The following is an 18,193-nucleotide window of genomic DNA, read 5'->3' as shown; positions in this document are numbered from 1 at the left end:
CGGCGGACCGTCCGCGGCCCGTGCCCGTGCCCGTGCTGTCTGCGTCCCTCTCGCTCACGTCCTGCCGCCCCTCGGTGACGATCGGTCAAGCACGGTGCACGCTCCGCCGGTTGCTGCCCTGCTGGTTGCGGAGGACGATCCTACGTTTCCTGCCCGGGGGCGCATCAAGGGTCTCATGAGGACACATGCGCGGGCGTGCGGTCCCAGTCCCCGGGGAGCGACGGTACCTCCCAGGACGGATCCGGTCGCCAGTGTTCCCAGCCGTCCGCGTACGGGGAGCCCCAGGCGCGGATCTCCGCCACCGCGGCCCGCCCCGCCTGCCGCACCCGCTCGGCCAGCCGGGCGTCCATCAGGCGGTCCCGCTGGGCCTGCGCGAACTCGTCCTCGTCCCGCCAGTGCCAGCTGTGGTCCGGGTGCACGGAGATGTCCAGGAAGTGGTCCTCGGAGTCGACACCGCCCTCCCAGCGGGCGAGCGGCTCCTCCAGGTTCACGTACCAGTTCTTGAACCGCCAGCCCGGGTCCCAGAACAGCCACACCGACCAGGGCGCACCGGGCCGCGCCAGCTTCAGCACGCCCGTACCGAACCACCGGTCGCGCTGCACCGTGCGCGGCTTGGTGTAGCGCGTCACCAGTGGTTCCAGGTGCACGGGCGTGCCGTCGGCGATGACCGGCTTCACGCACTCGGTGCCGGGCGCCAGCCAGACGGCGAGCAGGTCCGCGTCGTCCCGTACGACGGTGACGGGGCGCGCGATGTGCACGTGCGGGCCGCCGTTCTCCCGGTACCGCCACAGGATGTGACTCCCGGGCGACCAGAACTCCGTGGGGGCCGCCGGCCCGTCCGCCTCCGCCGCGCTCACCGTCTCACCGTCTGTCATGGGCAGATATTAGGTGCCCCGGCCATCCGACGCGCCGGTGATCGCGAGGAGCGCACCCGCGCGCGGGACGGCCGCCACGGCATTTCCGGACCGTTCGGGCCCGCCGGGCCCGTCCGGTCACGGGCGGGTCATCCGCAGCACGTCCAGCGCCTCGTCCAGCCGCTCGCCCGTGAGGTCGCCGCGTTCGACGTACCCGCCCTCGAGCACGACCTGACGGATCGTCTTCCGCTCCGCGAGCGCCTTCTTGGCGACCTTGGCGGCCTCCTCGTACCCGATGTACTTGTTCAGCGGCGTGACGACCGAGGGCGACGACTCGGCGTACTCCCGGGCCCGGTCCCGGTGCGCGACGACGCCGTCGACGGTCCGGTCGGCGAGCAGGCGGGAGACGTTGGCGAGCAGCCGCACCGACTCCAGCACGTTCTTGGCGATGACCGGCAGCATGACGTTCAGCTCGAAGTTGCCGGCCGCTCCGGCGGCGGCGACGGTCGCGTCGTTGCCGGTGACCTGGGCGGCGACCATGAGGACCGCCTCCGGGATCACCGGGTTCACCTTGCCGGGCATGATGGACGACCCGGGCTGGAGGTCGGGGAGCGAGATCTCCGCGAGCCCGGTGCGCGGCCCCGACGCCATCCACCGCAGGTCGTTGGCGATCTTCGTCAGCCCGACGCCGATGGTCCGCAGCTGCCCGCTGGTCTCGACGATGCCGTCCCGGGCGCCCTGCGCCTCGAAGTGGTTCCGTGCCTCGGTCAGCGGCAGCCCCGTGGCGCGGGCCACCTCCGCGATGACGGCGGCGGAGAAGCCGGGCGGGGTGTTGATGCCGGTACCGACCGCGGTGCCGCCCAGCGGCAGCTCGGCGAGCCGGGGGAGCGACGCCTGAAGCCGCTCGATGCCGTACCGCACCTGGGCCGCGTACCCGCCGAACTCCTGCCCCAGGGTGACCGGAGTGGCGTCCATGAGGTGCGTACGCCCCGACTTCACCACGTCGGCGAACTCCTCCGCCTTGCGCTCCAGGGCGCCGGCGAGGTGGTCGAGGGCCGGGATCAGGTCACGGGTGACGGCGGCGGTGGCGGCGATGTGGATGGAGGACGGGAAGACGTCGTTGGAGGACTGCGAGGCGTTGACGTGGTCGTTGGGATGCACGTTGCGGCCCAGCCGCTCACCGGCCAGGGTGGCGACGACCTCGTTGGTGTTCATGTTGGACGAGGTGCCCGAGCCCGTCTGGAACACGTCCACGGGGAAGTGTTCGTCCCACTTCCCCTCCGCGACCTCGCCGGCCGCCTCCTGGATCGCGGCGGCGACGTCCTCGTCCAGGACGCCCAGCTCGGCGTTGACCTTGGCCGCCGCGCCCTTGATCCGGGCGAGCGCCTCGATGTGCGCGCGCTCGATGCGCTGCCCGGAGACGGGGAAGTTCTCCACCGCCCGCTGCGTCTGGGCCCGCCACTTGGCGTGGGCGGGCACCCGCACCTCGCCCATGGAGTCGTGCTCGGTGCGGTACTCGGTCGTGTTCCGCTCGTCCCTGTCCTGCTCGTCGGCCATCGACGATCACCTCCACGTGTCACAGCGTCCGCGCCGGGACCACTGTTCCCCGTGGAGGCGGATCGTCACGGCCAGGGCTCAGGCGAGTCCGGGACCGCGCACCGGAATGGACGTGAAGGTGGGCGCCGGCGCCGGGTCCTGGAAGAAGTCGTTGCCCTTGTCGTCCACCACGATGAACGCCGGGAAGTCCTCGACCTCGATCTTCCAGACCGCCTCCATGCCGAGCTCCTCGTACTCGACGACCTCGACCTTCTTGATGCAGTCCTGCGCGAGGCGCGCCGCCGGACCGCCGATGGAGCCGAGGTAGAAGCCGCCGTGCGTGTCGCACGCGTCGGTGACCTGCTTGCTCCGGTTGCCCTTGGCGAGCATCACCTTGGAGCCGCCGGCCGCCTGGAACTGCTCCACGTAGGAGTCCATGCGCCCGGCGGTCGTCGGCCCGAAGGACCCGGAGGCGTACCCCTCGGGCGTCTTGGCCGGACCCGCGTAGTACACCGGGTGGTCCTTCAGGTACTGCGGCATCTCCTCGCCCGCGTCCAGCCGCTCCTTGATCTTGGCGTGCGCGATGTCGCGGGCCACGACGAGCGGGCCGGTCAGGGACAGCCGGGTCTTGACCGGGTGCTTGGTCAGCTCGGCGAGGATGTCGTCCATCGGCTGGTTGAGGTCGACCTTGACGACGTCCCCCGCCTCGTCGAGGTGCTCGTCCGTCGTCTCCGGCAGGAACCGCGCCGGGTCGGTCTCCAGCTGCTCCAGGAAGACGCCCTCGGCGGTGATCTTCGCGACCGCCTGGCGGTCCGCCGAGCAGGACACGGCGATGGCGACCGGGCAGGACGCCCCGTGCCTCGGCAGCCGCACCACGCGCACGTCGTGGCAGAAGTACTTGCCGCCGAACTGCGCGCCGATGCCGATCTTCTGCGTCAGCTCGAAGACCTTCTCCTCCAGCTCCTGGTCCCGGAAGCCGTGCCCGAGCTCCGAACCCTCGGCCGGGATCTCGTCCAGGTAGTGCGCGGAGGCGTACTTCGCGGTCTTCAGCGCGTACTCGGCGGAGGTGCCGCCGACCACGATCGCCAGGTGGTACGGCGGGCAGGCGGCCGTACCGAGCGAGCGGATCTTCTCCTCCAGGAACTTCATCATGGAGGACTCGTTCAGGACGGCCTTCGTCTCCTGGTAGAGGAATGACTTGTTGGCCGAGCCGCCGCCCTTGGCCATGAACAGGAACTTGTAGGCGCCGCCGTCGGTCGCGTACAGCTCGATCTGGGCCGGGAGGTTGGAGCCGGTGTTCTTCTCCTCCCACATGGTGAGCGGAGCCATCTGCGAGTAGCGCAGGTTCAGGTTCTTGTACGCGTCGTAGATGCCCCGGCTCAGGGCCTCCTCGTCGCCGCCCGCCGTCAGCACGTTCTGCCCGCGCTTGCCCATGACGATCGCCGTGCCGGTGTCCTGGCACATGGGCAGTACGCCCGCCGCCGCGATGTTCGCGTTCTTCAGGAGGTCCAGCGCCACGAACTTGTCGTTGCCCGACGCCTCGGGGTCGTCGATGATGCGGCGCAGCTGCGCGAGGTGGGCCGGGCGCAGGTAGTGCTGGATGTCGTGGACGGCCTCCTCGGCCAGCTTGCGCAGCGCCTCCGGCTCGACCTTGAGGAACGTCCGCCCGTCGGCCTCGAAGGTGGACACACCCTCGGCGGTCACCAGCCGATACGGAGTGGTGTCCTCACCCTGGGGGAGCAGATCGGTGTACGCGAACTCAGGCATCTCGCCCATTCCTCACTAGACATGGCTGGCCTCCATCGGCAGCGCCAACCAGCGTAAAACCTGCCCGCGGCGCCGAGCCTGTGAGGTAAGGCTCAGTAAGTCCCGGGTCGATCGCGAGAAGGGTCGTCCACAGGGCTAGTCGCGATCTATCGCGTTTCGCTACTCTGTTGCCGTGGACCTACAGAAGCACGCCCCAACGCAGGACGCGGCACCGCGCGGCACCGCGCCGAGCGTCTCCGAGATGCGCGCCTCGGACGCCGACCGCGACCGCATCGCCGACATGCTCCGCGACGCCCTCGCCGAGGGACGGCTGACTGCCGACGAGCACGCCGAGCGCGTCGAGGGCGTGCTGGCCGCCAGAACGGTCGGCGAGCTGGACGTCTTCGTGCGCGACCTGCCCGCCGCGCACGCGGGCCGTCACAGTGTTCCCCCGGCTCCCCACCGCCCCACCGCCGGCACCGTCCCGGCGGAGCCCGACGAGAACATGGTCGCGGTCTTCAGCAGCGCGGTCCGCAAGGGCCGCTGGCGGGCCGGCCGCCGTATCCACGCGTACGCGGTCTTCGGCAGCGTGGAGATCGACCTCAGCGAGGCGCTCTTCGAGCACCGGCAGGTCGTGATCAAGGCGTTCTCCGTCTTCGGCAGCGTCGAGGTGCGGGTCCCGGAGAACGTGTCGTTGCGTGGAGCCGGTGGCGGCGTGCTCGGCAGCTTCGAGGTCGACGCCGTCGACTCCGCCGAGGCCGACGCCCCCGTCGTCTACGTGGACGGCTGGGCGGTGCTGGGCAGCGTGGAGGCCCGGCCGAAGCGGGGCAAGCTCGTCGCGGACATCCTGGACCGGGTGCACCGCAAGGTCGAGAAGCGTTTGCGCAAGCACCTGTAGCGCGACTCGCGCGCCGGTTGAGAACCCTGTGCATAGGCGCGCGTACAACGGGTAAGCCTGACGCATCGTCTCTCGCTCGCGAAGCCGTCGTCAGGAGTAGACCGTGCTGCAACCGCCGCATTCGTCCCTGCAGGTAGCTGCCGTTCCGGCCCAGCGGGTGCCTGTGCGGCACAGGGACCAGGACGCTCCTTGGCACACCGAGGCGGTGTGCCGGCGCGACGAGGCCGGACTGTTCTTCGCCCCCTCCAAGGAACCCACCGCGGCCAGGCTCTCCCGTGAGGAGGCGGCCAAGCGGGTCTGCGCCCAGTGCCCGGTCATGGTCGAGTGCCGCGAGCACGCCCTCCTGCAGCCCGAGCCCTACGGCGTCTGGGGCGGCCTCACCGCCGCCGAACGCCGCGTGGTCCTGGCGCGCCGCCGCCGCCGCGACCTGGAACTGCAGAAGGCCACCGGCACAACGGGCCGCATAGCGGCGGCCGGCTGACACTCGGGCAAACGAAAGGGGCACCCTCTCCGCACAGAGGGTGCCCTTTTCACACTGGGACGGGGTCTGCGGCTCCGCCGCGCGGGCGCGACCGGCCGTACTTCCCGACGCCGTGAGGTGCACCCACCAAGGGGCGCGGGGCTGTGTCTGATCTGCGGCTCCGCCGCGCGGGCGCGACCGGCCGTACTTCCCGACGCCGCGAGGTGCACCCACCAAGGGGCGCGGGGCTGAGTCTGATCTGCGGCTCCGCCGCGTGGGCGCGGCCGACCGCACTTCCCGACGCCGCGAGGTGCACCCACCAAGGGGCGCGGGGAACTGCGCGATCAGCCACAACGCGCCCGCACTCGCCACCGCGACAGAAGCCCCCGATTCAGAGGGCGCCCCGCGAAACCGACGGAGTCACTTCGCCCGGTCGAAATCAATCGCGCTGTACGCCCGCAGCTTGCTCAGCCGGTGCTCGGAGTCGATCCGCCGCACCGTCCCCGACTTCGACCGCATCACGATCGAGTCGGTCGTCGCCGTCTCGGACCGGTACCGCACCCCGCGCAGCAGCTCGCCGTCGGTGATGCCGGTCGCGACGAAGAACACGTTGTCCCCGGAGACCAGGTCGTCGGTGGTCAGCACCCGGTCCAGGTCGTGCCCGGCGTCGATCGCGCGCTGCCGCTCCTCGTCGTCCTTGGGCCACAGCTTGCCCTGGATGGTGCCGCCCAGGCACTTCACCGCGCACGCCGAGATGATGCCCTCCGGCGTGCCGCCGACCCCGAGCAGCAGGTCGATGCCGGTGCCCTCGCGCAGCGCCAGGATGGAGCCGGCCACGTCGCCGTCGGAGATCAGCTTGATGCGGGCGCCGGTCTCCCGGACCTCCTTGATCAGGCCCTGGTGGCGGGGCCGGTCGAGGATGACGACGGTGACGTCCTCGGGGGTGCGCCGCTTGGCCTTGGCGATGCGGCGGATGTTCACGGAGACGGGCGCGTTGATGTCGACGAAGTCGGCGGCCTCCGGACCGGTGACCAGCTTGTCCATGTAGAAGACGGCCGACGGGTCGAACATGGAGCCGCGCTCGGCCGCGGCCAGCACCGCGATGGCGTTGGTCATGCCGTTGGCGGTCAGCGTGGTCCCGTCGATCGGGTCCACGGCGATGTCCACCTCGGCGCCGGTGCCGTCGCCGACCCGCTCCCCGTTGAAGAGCATCGGGGCCTCGTCCTTCTCGCCCTCACCGATGACGACGACGCCGTTCATCGAGACGGTGTGGACGAGGGTCCGCATGGCGCGGACCGCGGCACCGTCGGCGCCGTTCTTGTCTCCGCGCCCGACCCAGCGCCCGGCGGCCATCGCCGCGGCTTCGGTCACCCGCACCAGTTCCATGGCGAGGTTGCGGTCGGGGGCCTCCGAGGGAACGTCCAGCTCGGAGGGCAGATGATGCTCGGTCATCGGAACGCACCTTTCTGATACGACGACGGCCGGATGAGGGTGTGGCCATGACTCTATCGTCAGTCCGACAAAATGAGCAGGGGACCCCACGTATGAGCACATCGGGGACCTGCGACGATAGGGGCGTGGCAGGTACGAACGGCAAGCAGAAGACGGCCCGGGACATGGTGCTCTCCCTGGGCGTCATCGTTCTCGCGGGACTGGTCATGTATCTCTTCATCCCGCACGACGACGACGGCGGTCCCGACCTCAAGCGGGTCGACTACACGGTCGAGCTGACCACCGCGCGCCGCGCCGCACCGTACCCGGTGGCGGCGCCCGAGGGGCTGTCCCAGGAGTGGAAGCCGACCTCCGTCCGCTACCGCGGCGCCGAGGACAACGCCTGGCACCTGGGCTACCACGCCCCCGACGGTGAGTACGTGGCGGTCGAGCAGTCGACGCGGAAGCCGGCCGAGTTCATCGAGGAGGCCAGCCAGGGTGCGCGGAAGACCGGGGCCACCGAGGAGATCGGCGGCCGGACGTGGACCCGGTACACGGGCGGCCGGTACGAGGCGCTGGTGCTGCACGACACCGACGGCGTGAAGGGCGCGACGACGGTCGTGGCCGGCACGGGATCCTTCGAGCAGCTGGGCAAGATGGCGGCGGCGCTGAAGCTGGCCTGAGCCGGCGCCGTACGCCGCACCCCGGCACGGACACGACGAAGCCCCCGGTGCGCACCGGGGGCTTCGTCGTGTCCGTGCCGGGGGCCGGACTCAGACCGTGGTGACGACCTGCTCGTACGCCAGCCGCGGGGAGCGCGGGAACCAGGCGTCCGGGCCGGGGCGGCCGATGTTGACGACCATCAGCGGGGTGTGGTCGTCGTCCAGGAACTCCTTGCGGACGCCCTCGAAGTCCAGCCCCGTCATCGGGCCGGCGGCCAGCCCGGCGGCGCGGACGCCGACGATGAAGTACGCGGCCTGCAGGGCGGCGTTCAGGCCCGCGGCACCCTCGCGCACCGGGCGCTCGCTGAAGAAGGCGTCCTTGATCTGCGGAGCGTGCGGCATGAGCTGCGGCAGTTCGTCGTGGAACTCGTTGTCCGCCGACAGGATGGCGACCAGCGGGGCGGTGGCCGTCTTGGGCCGGTTGCCCTCGGCCATGTGCTGGACCAGGCGCTCGCGGGCCTCGGGGGAGCGGACCAGGGTGATGCGCAGCGGCGACTGGTTGAAGGCGGTCGGGCCGTACTTGACCAGGTCGTAGATCGCCTGCACCTGCTCGTCGGTCACCGGCTCGTCGGTGAAGGTGTTCGCGGTGCGGGCCTCGCGGAACAGCAGGTCCTGGGCGGCGGGGTCAAGGACGAGAGACATACGTGATCTTCCTCGGAGGGTGCGTGCGTTGACGAGGACGACGCTACGCGAAAGAAGTTCAACCTTCAACCAAAATCGGTCCGCGGTGATCCGCTTCACAGGGGCGTCTGAATCCTGATGGGCGAGTGACGCGGATCACGGGCGACCGGCGATCACTTCCTGCCTGGGAGCCGGTCGTACTGGGTGAAGCACCTACCACTCGCACCGAGGGAGCATCGGCATGACCAGCAGCGGCGCAGTCAAGGGACCCGCCTCCTACTTCCCGTCGATCGAGAAGAAGTACGGCCGCCCGGTAGCAGAGTGGAAGGAGCTGATCCGCTCCTCGCCGCTCACCAAGCACATGGAGCTCGTCTCCTGGCTCAAGACCGAGCACGGCCTGGGCCACGGACACGCCAACGCGCTGGTCGCGCACACACTCGCCGAGGACAGCGGGAAGTGAGCCGCGACCCGCGCGGCCGGGACAGGCCCCAGGGCCTGTCCTAGGGAGTGTCCTCGTCTGCCTCCGCCTCCGCTTCCGCCTCCTCGGCCAGCGCCGCGTCCAGGCGGGCGCGGGCGCCGTCCAGCCAGCGGCGGCAGACCTTCGCCAGCTCCTCGCCCCGCTCCCACAGGGCGAGGGACTCCTCCAGCGTCGTACCGCCGGCCTCCAGCCGCCGTACGACCTCGATCAGCTCGTCCCGCGCCTGCTCGTACCCGAGCGCCTCGGACACGGTCGTCGGCTGCTCCACCTCGCTGGTCATCCACTCACCTTATGCATCGACTCGTACGGAGAAATCGCCCTCGGACACGCGGGCGCGCAGGGTCTCGCCCGGCTCCACCTCGCCGGGGTCACGGACGGCGTGCCCGTCGGCCCGCTGCAGCACGGCGTACCCGCGCTTCAGGGTCGCGGCGGGGGAAAGGGCCACCACGCGCGCGTGCGTGTGCGTCAGCTCGGAGTCGGCCCGGTCGAGGTGGTGCCGCAGGGTGCGGCGGCCCCGCTCCAGCAGGGCCGTCACCTGCTCGGCCCGCTCGTCGATCATCCGGTGCGGGTCCTGTATCGACGGCCGGGTGAGCGCGTGGGCCAGCCCCCGCTCCTCCCGGTCGACGAACGCGGCCACGCACCGCCGCGCCCGGTCCCGCAGCTGCCGCACCCGCTCGTACTCCTCGCCGACGTCCGGTACGACCTTCTTCGCGGCGTCGGTCGGCGTGGAGGCGCGCAGGTCCGCGACCAGGTCCAGCAGGGGGCTGTCCGGCTCGTGCCCGATCGCCGAGACGACCGGCGTACGGCAGGCGGCGACCGCCCGCACCAACTGCTCGTCGGAGAACGGCAGCAGATCCTCCACGCTGCCACCACCGCGCGCGACGACGATCACGTCCACGTCGTCGATCGCGTCCAGCTCCTTCACCGCCTGCACCACCTGCTGCACCGCGTGCACGCCCTGCACGGGGACGTTGCGCACCTCGAAGCGGACGGCGGGCCAGCGGTGCCGGGCGTTCTCCAGGACGTCCCGCTCGGCCGCCGAGGCCCGCCCGCACACCAGCCCGATCAGCTGCGGCAGGAACGGCAGCGGCTTCTTGCGCTCCGCCGCGAACAGCCCCTCCCGCGCGAGCGCCTTCTTCAGCTGCTCCAGCCGCGCCAGCAGCTCCCCGACCCCCACCGGCTTGATCGCGGCCGCCCGCAGCGACAGCTGCCCGCGCGGTGCGTACCACTCCGGCTTGGCGTGCACGACGACCCGCGCACCCTCGCCGACCACGTCCGCCACCGCGTCGAACACCTGCCGGTAGCAGGTCACGCTCACGGAGATGTCGTACGACGGGTCACGCAGCGTCAGGAACACCACTCCCGCGCCCGGCCGCCGCGACAACTGCGTGATCTGCCCCTCGACCCACACCGCGCCGAGCCGGTCGATCCAGCCCCCGATCAGCCGTGACACCTCACCCACGGGCAGCGGGCTTTCGGGGGTCGAGTTAACAGCCATGCGCCCGAGCGTAACGGCCGGGTACGACAACCCCGGCCGAGTACGACAACCCCGGCCGGGCGGGACGCCACCGACCCGCGCACCGTGCCATACCTGCTCGGCAGCACCTCGGGGCCCGTGGCCGGGGTCGCCGCACGGCACGACCCGGAGCACGGGGACGCGCGGTCGCCCCACCTGCCGGCCGCCGCCCTTCCCCGCGCGTTGCACGACCGCACGGCCCGCTCTTAGGTCCCTCACCTCGCCGCGCCGGACGTGCCCTGTCGGTCTGGCGGGCCTGCCTCGCTTCGGCTGGCGTCCCTCTCCGCGCGGTGCGCGACCGCGTGGCCCGCCGCACCCGCCCGCAGGGCTCCCGCCCCGCCCCGCCGAACGCGCGCCCACCGAACCTGCCGGCCCGCCTCACACCCCCGCCGTACGCCTCCCGCGCGCCTGCGTCGCCAGTACCGCCAACCCCACCACCAGCCAGATCGCCCCCACCACCTGGGCCGTACCCGACGCCTCCACGATCACGGCGACGGTGATCGCCGCGCCGAGCACGGGCACCAGTGCGTGGCGCCACCAGCTCACCGGTCCCCCGCCGCGCCGGACCACGAACCAGCCCACCACGCTCGCGTGGAGCAGCGTGAACGCGGTCAGCGCGCCGACGTCGACCACCGAGACCAAGTGGTCGAGGCCGTCGTCCCGGCGGGCCGCCCACACCGCCGCCACCATCGTGATCACCGCGGAGACCAGCAGCGCCACGCGCGGCACGCCGGAATCCGTCCGCGACAGCACCTTCGGCAGCCGCCGGTCGCGGCCCATCGCGAACAGGAGCCGCCCGGCAGCCGCCTGCCCGGCCAGCGCCGCGAACGCCGCGCCGATCGCCTTGCTCACCGCCACCAGGTCGTGCAGCCACGTCCCGACCGACGCGTCCACGGCGTCGTAGAACGCCGAACCCTGCCGCTCCGGCTCCGCCGCCAGCTGCGCCGACGACACCGGCTCCAGCAGCGCCACCAGATACGTCTGCGCCACGAACAGCACGCCCGCCAGCGCCAGGCAGAACAGCAGCGCCCGCGCGACCTTCGCCGAGCCGCCGGTGACCTCCTCCGCGAAGGTCGCGATCGCGTCGAAGCCCAGGTACGACAGCACCGCCACCGACACCGCGCCCACCACCGCCGACAGCGCGAACGCCCCCTGCGTGCCGTCCCCGGACAGCGGCGACAGCCAGTCGCGCGCCGCCCCGTCCCGCGCGAGCACGACGATCGCCGCCACCACGAAGACGACAAGGACCACGATCTCCATGGCGAGCACCAGGAAGCCCACCCGCGCCGCCGCGCGGACCCCCCACAGGTTCAGCAGGGTGGTGACGACCACCGCGAGCGCCGTCCACACCCACCGCGACACCTCGGGGACCAGCGCCTCCATCGCGATGCCGGAGAAGAGATAGGCTACGGCCGGAATGAGGACGTAGTCCAGCATCGCCATCCAGCCGGCGATGAACCCGGCCCCGTTCCCGAGCCCCACGCGCGCGTACGCGAACACCGACCCCGCCTGGGGGACCACCCGCACCATCTGGGCGTAGCTGAACGCGGTGAACGCCATCGCGATCGTGGCGACGACGTAGACGAGCGCCACCGCGCCGTGCGACTTGGCGTCCAGGGTGCCGAAGACGCCCACCGGGGCCATGGGCGCGATGAAGAGCAGCCCGTAGACGACCAGGTCCCGGAAGCCCAGGCTGCGCTTCAGCTGCTGTTCCTGCTGGTCCTCCCGGCGCCCATGGTGTTCTCCACCGGGCCCCTGGGCCGCCGTACCGGTCTCGGACATCGTGCCTCCGCCAGCGCCTCGGACTCCGCCCCGGACTCCGCCTCGGAACGTTCCCGTCCACGTCCCCGTCAGTCTCTCCGGCGAACCCGCACCCACGCGATCTCTGACCGGCCGAACGCGGCCTTACGATGGGTGCCATGACTGCTTCGCCTGGCCGCCGTGTCCTGCTCGCCGCCCCCCGTGGCTACTGCGCGGGTGTGGACCGCGCCGTGATCGCCGTCGAGAAAGCCCTGGAGCAGTACGGGGCTCCGGTGTACGTCCGCCACGAGATCGTCCACAACAAGTACGTCGTCCAGACCCTGGAGAAGAAGGGCGCCATCTTCGTCGAGCAGACGGAGGAGGTCCCCCCGGGCAACATCGTCATGTTCTCCGCGCACGGCGTGGCCCCCGTCGTCCACGAGGAGGCGGAGCGCGGGCAGCTCGCCACCATCGACGCCACCTGCCCGCTCGTCACCAAGGTGCACAAGGAAGCCGTCCGTTTCGCGAACGACGACTACGACATCCTCCTGATCGGCCACGAGGGCCACGAGGAGGTCATCGGCACCTCCGGCGAGGCCCCCGACCACATCCAGCTCGTCGACGGCCCCGAGGACGTGGCGAAGGTCGAGGTCCGCGACCCGTCCAAGGTCGTCTGGCTCTCCCAGACCACCCTCTCCGTCGACGAGACCATGGAGACCGTCGACGCCCTCAAGGACAAGTTCCCGCAGCTCATCTCCCCGCCGAGCGACGACATCTGCTACGCCACGCAGAACCGCCAGCTCGCGGTCAAGCAGATGGGCGCCGAGGCCGACCTGGTGATCGTCGTCGGCTCCCGCAACTCCTCGAACTCCAAGCGCCTGGTCGAGGTCGCCAAGCAGGCGGGCTCCCGCGCGGCGTACCTGGTGGACTTCGCCGACGAGATCGACGAGGCCTGGCTGGAGGGCGTGACCACGGTCGGCGTCACCTCCGGCGCCTCCGTCCCGGACGTGCTGGTCGAGCAGGTCCTGGAGTGGCTGTCGGGGCGCGGCTTCGAGGACGTGGAGATCGTCAAGGCCGCCGAGGAGTCGATCATCTTCTCGCTGCCCAAGGAGCTCCGCCGGGACCTCCGCGAGGAGGCCGCGTCCCTGGTGGCGGAGCGGGGCGGCTCCGGCACGACCGCCTCCGGTCCGGCCGGGGCGTGACTGTCGGTGGCAGGCCGTAACGTGGTGCCATGCAGATCTTCGGCGTGGACATCGGCGGATCCGGGATCAAGGGCGCCCCTGTGGACCTCGACAGGGGCGACCTGGCCCAGGAGCGCTGCAAGGTACTGACCCCGCACCCGGCGACCCCCGACGGCGTGGCCGACGGCGTCAGGCAGGTCGTCGAGCACTTCGGCTGGACCGGGCCGGTGGGGCTGACCTTCCCGGGCGTGGTGACGGACGGTGCCACGGTCCGCACCGCGGCCAACGTCGACAAGAGCTGGGTGGACACCGATGCGCGGGCCCTGTTCGGCGAGCGGCTGGGCGGGCTCGACGTGACGGTGGTCAACGACGCGGACGCGGCGGGCGTCGCCGAGATGCACTTCGGCGCCGGCCGCGGCCGCAAGGGCACCGTCGTCCTGCTCACCTTCGGCACCGGCATCGGCAGTGCCGTCTTCACCGACGGCGTCCTCGTCCCCAACAGTGAGCTGGGACACCTGGAGCTGGACGGCCACGACGCGGAGAAGCGCGCCTCCAGCAAGGTCAAGGAGGACCACGACCTGTCCTGGGAGCACTGGGCGCACCGCGTGCAGAAGTACCTCGCCCACGTCGAGATGCTGTTCTCACCGCGGCTCTTCATCATCGGCGGCGGAGTGAGCCGCAAGTCCCACAAGTTCCTGCACCACATCGAGGGCATCCGGGCGGAGATCGTCCCCGCCGAGCTGCAGAACAACGCGGGGATCGTGGGCGCGGCGATGCGCGCCGCGGAGGGAGCCGGCCGTCCCGCCGCGGGCTGAGCCGCCAGCCCCGGCGCCGTAGCTCTGCGGTCACACGGGCGTACGTCCCCGGGCGGCGGCGACGGCGGTCCGACGCCGCCGCAGCATCCGCACCCGGCGCACCAGCACCGTCGATCCGGCGACCAGGGTCCCGCCGTACAGCCAGCCGGCCTCCGTGGCCAGGGCGGTCACCAGGCCCATCAGCCGCCCGCCCACCCCCTTGCCGCTCTCGGTGACGGCCACCAGTCCCACGGCGAAGGCGATCGGCACCACGACGGGCGCGGTGAGCAGGTCCCCCCGCCGCACCCAGAGCGCGGTGAGCAGGCACACCGGCAGGAACAGCACGCCGTACACCGTCAGGGACGCACCGAACAGCGCGTGGTCGAGGAACCCGAGCACCAGCATCACCGCCGCGCAGAACAGTCCGCTGCCCAGCCCGGTCAGCCGCGGGTTGGGCATCTGGCGCAGGGCCCGCACCGCCCGCGCCACCGGAGGACCGGGCCTCGGTGCCGGCCGCGCCGCCGGTCCACGTGCCGGGGCGGGGCGTGCGGGACGTGGCGGGACCGGACGTGCGGAGGCCTGCCTGCGAACCCCGCCGCCCGCCGGTCCGCCGCCCGCCGGTCCCCGCCCCTGCGGGGGCAGCGGCGCCCGGCCCCGTCGCGGTCCGTACTGCGCAGGTCGCGTCCTGTGTTGCTCCACTGGACCAACTTAGGTCGGTTTATGTGCCGAATAGGCCGACAGACACGCCGTGGGGGAGAGCTTGGCCAAGCGTTCGACAGGGCGCACCGGCCGTACCGGCCACCCCGTAGACTGGTGGATCGGCCCGCCTGGCCCGCCCCCTCCGCATCCTCACGTACGGGAAGTCGCAACGTGTCGCTCACGATCGGAATCGTCGGTCTGCCGAATGTCGGCAAGTCGACCCTGTTCAACGCCCTGACCAAGAACGACGTGCTCGCGGCCAACTACCCGTTCGCCACGATCGAGCCCAACGTCGGCGTGGTCGGCGTCCCCGACCCCCGCCTGGCGAAGCTGGCCGAGATCTTCTCCTCCGAGAAGGTCCTCCCGGCCACCGTCGACTTCGTCGACATCGCGGGCATCGTGCGCGGCGCGAGCGAGGGCGAGGGCCTGGGCAACAAGTTCCTGGCCAACATCCGCGAGTCCGACGCGATCTGCCAGGTCATCCGCGCCTTCAAGGACGAGAACGTCGTCCACGTCGACGGCAAGGTCTCGCCCAAGGACGACATCGAGACGATCAACACCGAGCTGATCCTCGCCGACCTCCAGACCATCGAGAAGGTCCTCCCGCGCCTCCAGAAGGAGTCGCGCATCAAGAAGGACGTCGCGCCGAAGGTGAAGGCGGTCGAGGAGGCCAAGGAGATCCTGGAGAAGGGCGACACGCTCTTCGCCCACGGCATCGTCCAGGGCACCGAGCGCAACGAGCTCCTCCACGACCTGCACCTCCTCACGACGAAGCCGTTCCTCTACGTCTTCAACGTCGACGAGGACGAGCTGACCGACGAAGCCTTCAAGGACGAGCAGCGCGCCCTGGTCGCCCCCGCCGAGGCGATCTTCCTCAACGCCAAGCTCGAGGCGGACCTCGCCGAGCTGGACGAGGACGAGGCCCTCGAACTCCTCCAGTCCGTCGGCCAGGACGAGCCCGGCCTCGCCACTCTCGCCCACGTCGGCTTCCGCACCCTCGGCCTGCAGACCTACCTGACGGCCGGCCCCAAGGAATCCCGCGCCTGGACCATCAAGAAGGACGCCACCGCCCCCGAGGCCGCCGGCGTCATCCACACCGACTTCCAGAAGGGCTTCATCAAGGCCGAGGTCATCTCCTTCGACGACCTGGTCGAAACGGGCTCGGTCGCCGAGGCCCGCGCGAAGGGCAAGGCGCGCATGGAGGGCAAGGACTACGTGATGCGGGACGGGGACGTGGTGGAGTTCCGCTTCAATGTGTAGCGGCTGATATATCACCACGTCGCAACCTGGCAAACATTCAGGTCAGAGTGGGCCCGATTCTTCGGAGTCGGGCCCTTCGCTTTTCCCGTGCTGGGATGGTGTTTGGGTGGGATGGGGATGCCCGTGCTGCGACGGCGAAGGACTCTCGAAGCTGCTCATTGACGACGAGCAGGTGGTGGCTCTGATCGCTGAGGCACGCTCGCGCGGCATGGACGTCGTGATCAGTTCACTCACCATCATCGAAGCCGTCCATGCCCGTACGAACATGCCCCGCCTGAACTGGGTGCTTTCCGGGCGAGGGCTGCCTCAAAGTTGCTGATGAATGCCGGGTCCCCTGGTCCGGCTTCTGCCTTTCGACGTTTGATCAGTGAGCATTTCAGCGTTGCCTCTCCAGGGGTGAGGACGGCTTTGGCGATTGACGTCATGCGATTCGGGCTGCATCGCGATCTCCGGGAGTTTTGCCAGGACTTGAGTCGTGCCATGCCTCGTTCGACGGGTGCTCGGGACGTGGCCAGTGTGTCCGACCAGCGGGACGGAGATCGTGTCTTCGGGGTTGTTGCGCGCCCGGCCCATCACCGTCCGCAGGCTTGGAGTCAGGCCCGCCCTGGCGAGTGGAACCGTCCGTGGTCAGATGCGGCGGGCGGCCCAGACGGTGCGCTCGGTGCGTAGCGTCAGGTCATCGCGGCGCAGGATGCTGCGTGGGCTGCTGGTGTCGAGGAGCTGGTCGAGCGCGGTGAGGTCCTCGAGGGAGAGCCTGTCGGCGATGACGCTGCGGATGCGCTGCAGGACGCTGATGGCGTAGCGGCCGATCGGTTCGCTGCGCGAGCCTTCGAGGTTCACGGTGATGGTGCGTTCGCCCTCGACGGTGAATCCGGCGGCGGTCAGGATCGGCCCCCAGTCGGCGCCGCGGTGGGGCATGTGTTCGTCTTGGCGGCGGTCGGCTGCGGCGTGGACGCGCTCTTCCAGGCCAGGTCGGCCCTCGGGAGCGTTTTCGGGCAGGAAGCGGGGGTGGCCGGCCAGTTCGACGACGGCGAACAGGCCGCCGGGCGCGAGTGTGCGGTGAACGTTGCGCAGAGCGCGGTCGGGGTGGGCCATGTGGTGCATCGAGGCCGACGCCCAGACCAGGTCCGGTGAGCCGAGGTCGGGCCAGGCCGCTTCATCGAGGTCGGCCTGCACCGTGTACACACGCTCCTGGACGCCGCGGGTGCACGCCTTGGTGCGTAGGCGCTGAAGGTGTTCGGCGGAGGCGTCGACGGCGGTGACGTGCGCGTCGGGGAAGCGGTCGAGGAGGGCGAATGTGCCCGCGCCGGTGCCGGAGCCCAGGTCGACGATGTGCTGCGGGGCGGTCGGCAGCGGCAGCCAAGCGGTGATGGAGGCGGTGTGTTCGGCGAGGATCTCGGCGTCCAGGTCGAGGATCTCCGCCTGGCCGTCCGTCGCGCGCTCGGGGTGGTGACGGTGCGAAGCGTCGTGGTGGGGGGTGTGGGGGTGTGCGTGGTTCATGCTCCTCAGAGTAAGACAGATTGCGTCTGCGGCAGGAAGTGTCCCGGTTTGCGCAAGATGATGGCCGGGGGTGCTGCTCGATGCGCAAGAGGTCACCGCCAGGGAAGGCCGTCGCGCGGCCGCACTGTCACTCGGGAGTGCCCTGGGTGTCGTCGCCGCTGTCGCGCTGGTGGCCGCGGCGGGCGTCGCGATCGAAGATGCCCAGGATCTCGCAGGGCCCGCCGTCTGCGCCGATCGCGTGGGGCATCATCGTGGGGAACTCGGCGGCCTGATGGGTCTCAAGGCGGAAGCGGCGGTGGCCGAGCATCAGGATCGCCGCGCCGGACAGGACGACGAGCCATTCGCGCCCAGGGTGGGCGCGCATGCGCGCCGGGTTCTCGGGGGGCGGTTCGGTCATGCGCTGGCGCACCACGCTCATCCCGGGGTCGGCCTTGATGGTCCAGCGCATCCGGCCGTGGGCGCTGTCGATCGTCGGGCTGGCGACGACGTCGTCGGTGGCGGTCTCCACGAGCTGATCGAGCGTGGTGTCCAGGGCGCGGGCGAGGGTGACCAGCTGATCCAGCGCGAGGCGGCGCTGGCCGTTCTCGATGCGGCTCAGTGAGGACTGGCTGAGGTGGGCGCGGGAGGCCAGTTCCTCCAGTGACCAGCCCTGCGCCACCCGCAAGGCGCGGATGCGTTTGCGTACGAGGCTGTCCAGATCGCCATCTTCTTGCGTCATGAGCAACAGTGTATGCCTTCACGGCAAACTCGGCTTAAC

At 70.9% G+C, this 18,193-nt stretch carries 18 protein-coding genes and 2 pseudogenes; 8 read left to right on the top strand and 12 right to left on the bottom strand.

Annotation, left to right across the window (positions count from 1 at the left end; translation table 11 throughout):
- Window positions 1–173: 173 nt before the first annotated feature.
- The 3 genes from KUM03_RS09765 to KUM03_RS09755 form a co-directional block, all read right to left on the bottom strand.
- Complete coding sequence (locus tag KUM03_RS09765) at window positions 174–875, bottom strand: DUF402 domain-containing protein (protein ID WP_217246638.1); 702 nt, start codon at window positions 873–875, stop codon at window positions 174–176.
- 117 nt (window positions 876–992) lie between these two features.
- Complete coding sequence (locus KUM03_RS09760; protein ID WP_217246637.1) at window positions 993–2,411, bottom strand: aspartate ammonia-lyase; 1,419 nt, start codon at window positions 2,409–2,411, stop codon at window positions 993–995.
- Window positions 2,412–2,489: 78 nt separating this feature from the next.
- Window positions 2,490–4,157 carry a fumarate hydratase gene (locus tag KUM03_RS09755; protein ID WP_217246636.1) on the bottom strand — a complete coding sequence of 556 codons (1,668 nt, stop codon included), beginning with the start codon at window positions 4,155–4,157 and terminating at the stop codon, window positions 2,490–2,492.
- 172 nt (window positions 4,158–4,329) lie between these two features.
- On the opposite strand from KUM03_RS09755, the gene KUM03_RS09750 reads away from it, so the two are divergent.
- Both KUM03_RS09750 and KUM03_RS09745 read left to right on the top strand, forming a co-directional pair.
- Window positions 4,330–5,034, top strand: coding sequence for a DUF1707 domain-containing protein (locus KUM03_RS09750; RefSeq protein ID WP_217246635.1), 705 nt, complete (start codon window positions 4,330–4,332; stop codon window positions 5,032–5,034).
- 103 nt (window positions 5,035–5,137) lie between these two features.
- On the top strand, window positions 5,138–5,515 hold the full coding sequence (locus KUM03_RS09745; protein WP_217246634.1) for a WhiB family transcriptional regulator: 378 nt from the start codon (window positions 5,138–5,140) through the stop codon (window positions 5,513–5,515).
- 399 nt (window positions 5,516–5,914) lie between these two features.
- On the opposite strand, the gene glpX is transcribed toward KUM03_RS09745, so the two are convergent.
- The gene (gene glpX / locus KUM03_RS09740) at window positions 5,915–6,946 is read right to left on the bottom strand and encodes a class II fructose-bisphosphatase (protein WP_073724569.1); all 1,032 of its coding nucleotides are present in this window, start codon (window positions 6,944–6,946) and stop codon (window positions 5,915–5,917) included.
- 125 nt (window positions 6,947–7,071) lie between these two features.
- On the opposite strand from glpX, the gene KUM03_RS09735 reads away from it, so the two are divergent.
- Window positions 7,072–7,608: a DUF4245 domain-containing protein gene (locus tag KUM03_RS09735; RefSeq protein WP_217246633.1), complete on the top strand. Its 537-nt coding sequence runs from the start codon at window positions 7,072–7,074 to the stop codon at window positions 7,606–7,608.
- A 90-nt stretch (window positions 7,609–7,698) separates the two neighbouring features.
- Here the strand turns inward: KUM03_RS09735 and KUM03_RS09730 are convergent, their stop codons facing one another.
- Complete coding sequence (locus KUM03_RS09730; RefSeq protein WP_217246632.1) at window positions 7,699–8,289, bottom strand: malonic semialdehyde reductase; 591 nt, start codon at window positions 8,287–8,289, stop codon at window positions 7,699–7,701.
- A gap of 220 nt (window positions 8,290–8,509) precedes the next feature.
- Between KUM03_RS09730 and KUM03_RS09725 the strand changes: the two genes are divergently transcribed.
- Window positions 8,510–8,728: a DUF4287 domain-containing protein gene (locus KUM03_RS09725; protein ID WP_217246631.1), complete on the top strand. Its 219-nt coding sequence runs from the start codon at window positions 8,510–8,512 to the stop codon at window positions 8,726–8,728.
- 40 nt (window positions 8,729–8,768) lie between these two features.
- Here KUM03_RS09725 and KUM03_RS09720 read toward each other — a convergent pair whose 3' ends face one another.
- The 3 genes from KUM03_RS09720 to KUM03_RS09710 form a co-directional block, all read right to left on the bottom strand.
- Window positions 8,769–9,026, bottom strand: coding sequence for an exodeoxyribonuclease VII small subunit (locus KUM03_RS09720; protein ID WP_217246630.1), 258 nt, complete (start codon window positions 9,024–9,026; stop codon window positions 8,769–8,771).
- A gap of 9 nt (window positions 9,027–9,035) precedes the next feature.
- On the bottom strand, window positions 9,036–10,244 hold the full coding sequence (gene xseA / locus KUM03_RS09715; RefSeq protein ID WP_217246629.1) for an exodeoxyribonuclease VII large subunit: 1,209 nt from the start codon (window positions 10,242–10,244) through the stop codon (window positions 9,036–9,038).
- A 396-nt stretch (window positions 10,245–10,640) separates the two neighbouring features.
- Window positions 10,641–12,044: an APC family permease gene (locus tag KUM03_RS09710; RefSeq protein ID WP_254399064.1), complete on the bottom strand. Its 1,404-nt coding sequence runs from the start codon at window positions 12,042–12,044 to the stop codon at window positions 10,641–10,643.
- Between the two features lie 128 nt (window positions 12,045–12,172).
- On the opposite strand from KUM03_RS09710, the gene KUM03_RS09705 reads away from it, so the two are divergent.
- Window positions 12,173–13,204 (top strand): 4-hydroxy-3-methylbut-2-enyl diphosphate reductase, encoded by a 1,032-nt coding sequence (locus KUM03_RS09705; RefSeq protein ID WP_217246628.1) that lies wholly within the window; start codon window positions 12,173–12,175, stop codon window positions 13,202–13,204.
- A gap of 29 nt (window positions 13,205–13,233) precedes the next feature.
- The gene (gene ppgK, locus KUM03_RS09700) at window positions 13,234–13,998 is read left to right on the top strand and encodes a polyphosphate--glucose phosphotransferase (protein WP_217246627.1); all 765 of its coding nucleotides are present in this window, start codon (window positions 13,234–13,236) and stop codon (window positions 13,996–13,998) included.
- Between the two features lie 30 nt (window positions 13,999–14,028).
- Here ppgK and KUM03_RS09695 read toward each other — a convergent pair whose 3' ends face one another.
- Window positions 14,029–14,676, bottom strand: coding sequence for a DUF6542 domain-containing protein (locus KUM03_RS09695; RefSeq protein WP_217246626.1), 648 nt, complete (start codon window positions 14,674–14,676; stop codon window positions 14,029–14,031).
- Window positions 14,677–14,847: 171 nt separating this feature from the next.
- On the opposite strand from KUM03_RS09695, the gene ychF reads away from it, so the two are divergent.
- Window positions 14,848–15,936 (top strand): redox-regulated ATPase YchF, encoded by a 1,089-nt coding sequence (gene ychF / locus KUM03_RS09690; protein WP_217246625.1) that lies wholly within the window; start codon window positions 14,848–14,850, stop codon window positions 15,934–15,936.
- A gap of 151 nt (window positions 15,937–16,087) precedes the next feature.
- Window positions 16,088–16,308: pseudogene (locus KUM03_RS39000) on the top strand (DNA-binding protein); the annotation flags it as partial.
- Between the two features lie 4 nt (window positions 16,309–16,312).
- Here KUM03_RS39000 and KUM03_RS38185 read toward each other — a convergent pair.
- From KUM03_RS38185 to KUM03_RS09680, 3 genes and pseudogenes are all read right to left on the bottom strand, one after another.
- Window positions 16,313–16,451 (bottom strand): annotated as a pseudogene (locus tag KUM03_RS38185) (IS5/IS1182 family transposase); the annotation flags it as partial.
- A 112-nt stretch (window positions 16,452–16,563) separates the two neighbouring features.
- Window positions 16,564–17,436 (bottom strand): trans-aconitate 2-methyltransferase, encoded by an 873-nt coding sequence (locus tag KUM03_RS09685; protein WP_217246623.1) that lies wholly within the window; start codon window positions 17,434–17,436, stop codon window positions 16,564–16,566.
- Window positions 17,437–17,563: 127 nt separating this feature from the next.
- Window positions 17,564–18,154 (bottom strand): helix-turn-helix domain-containing protein, encoded by a 591-nt coding sequence (locus tag KUM03_RS09680; protein ID WP_217246622.1) that lies wholly within the window; start codon window positions 18,152–18,154, stop codon window positions 17,564–17,566.
- Window positions 18,155–18,193 lie beyond the last annotated feature (39 nt).

Source organism: Streptomyces sp. AC602_WCS936, from assembly GCF_019049125.1.
Classification (GTDB): domain Bacteria; phylum Actinomycetota; class Actinomycetes; order Streptomycetales; family Streptomycetaceae; genus Streptomyces.
This window is presented reverse-complemented; position numbering and strand designations above follow the sequence as displayed.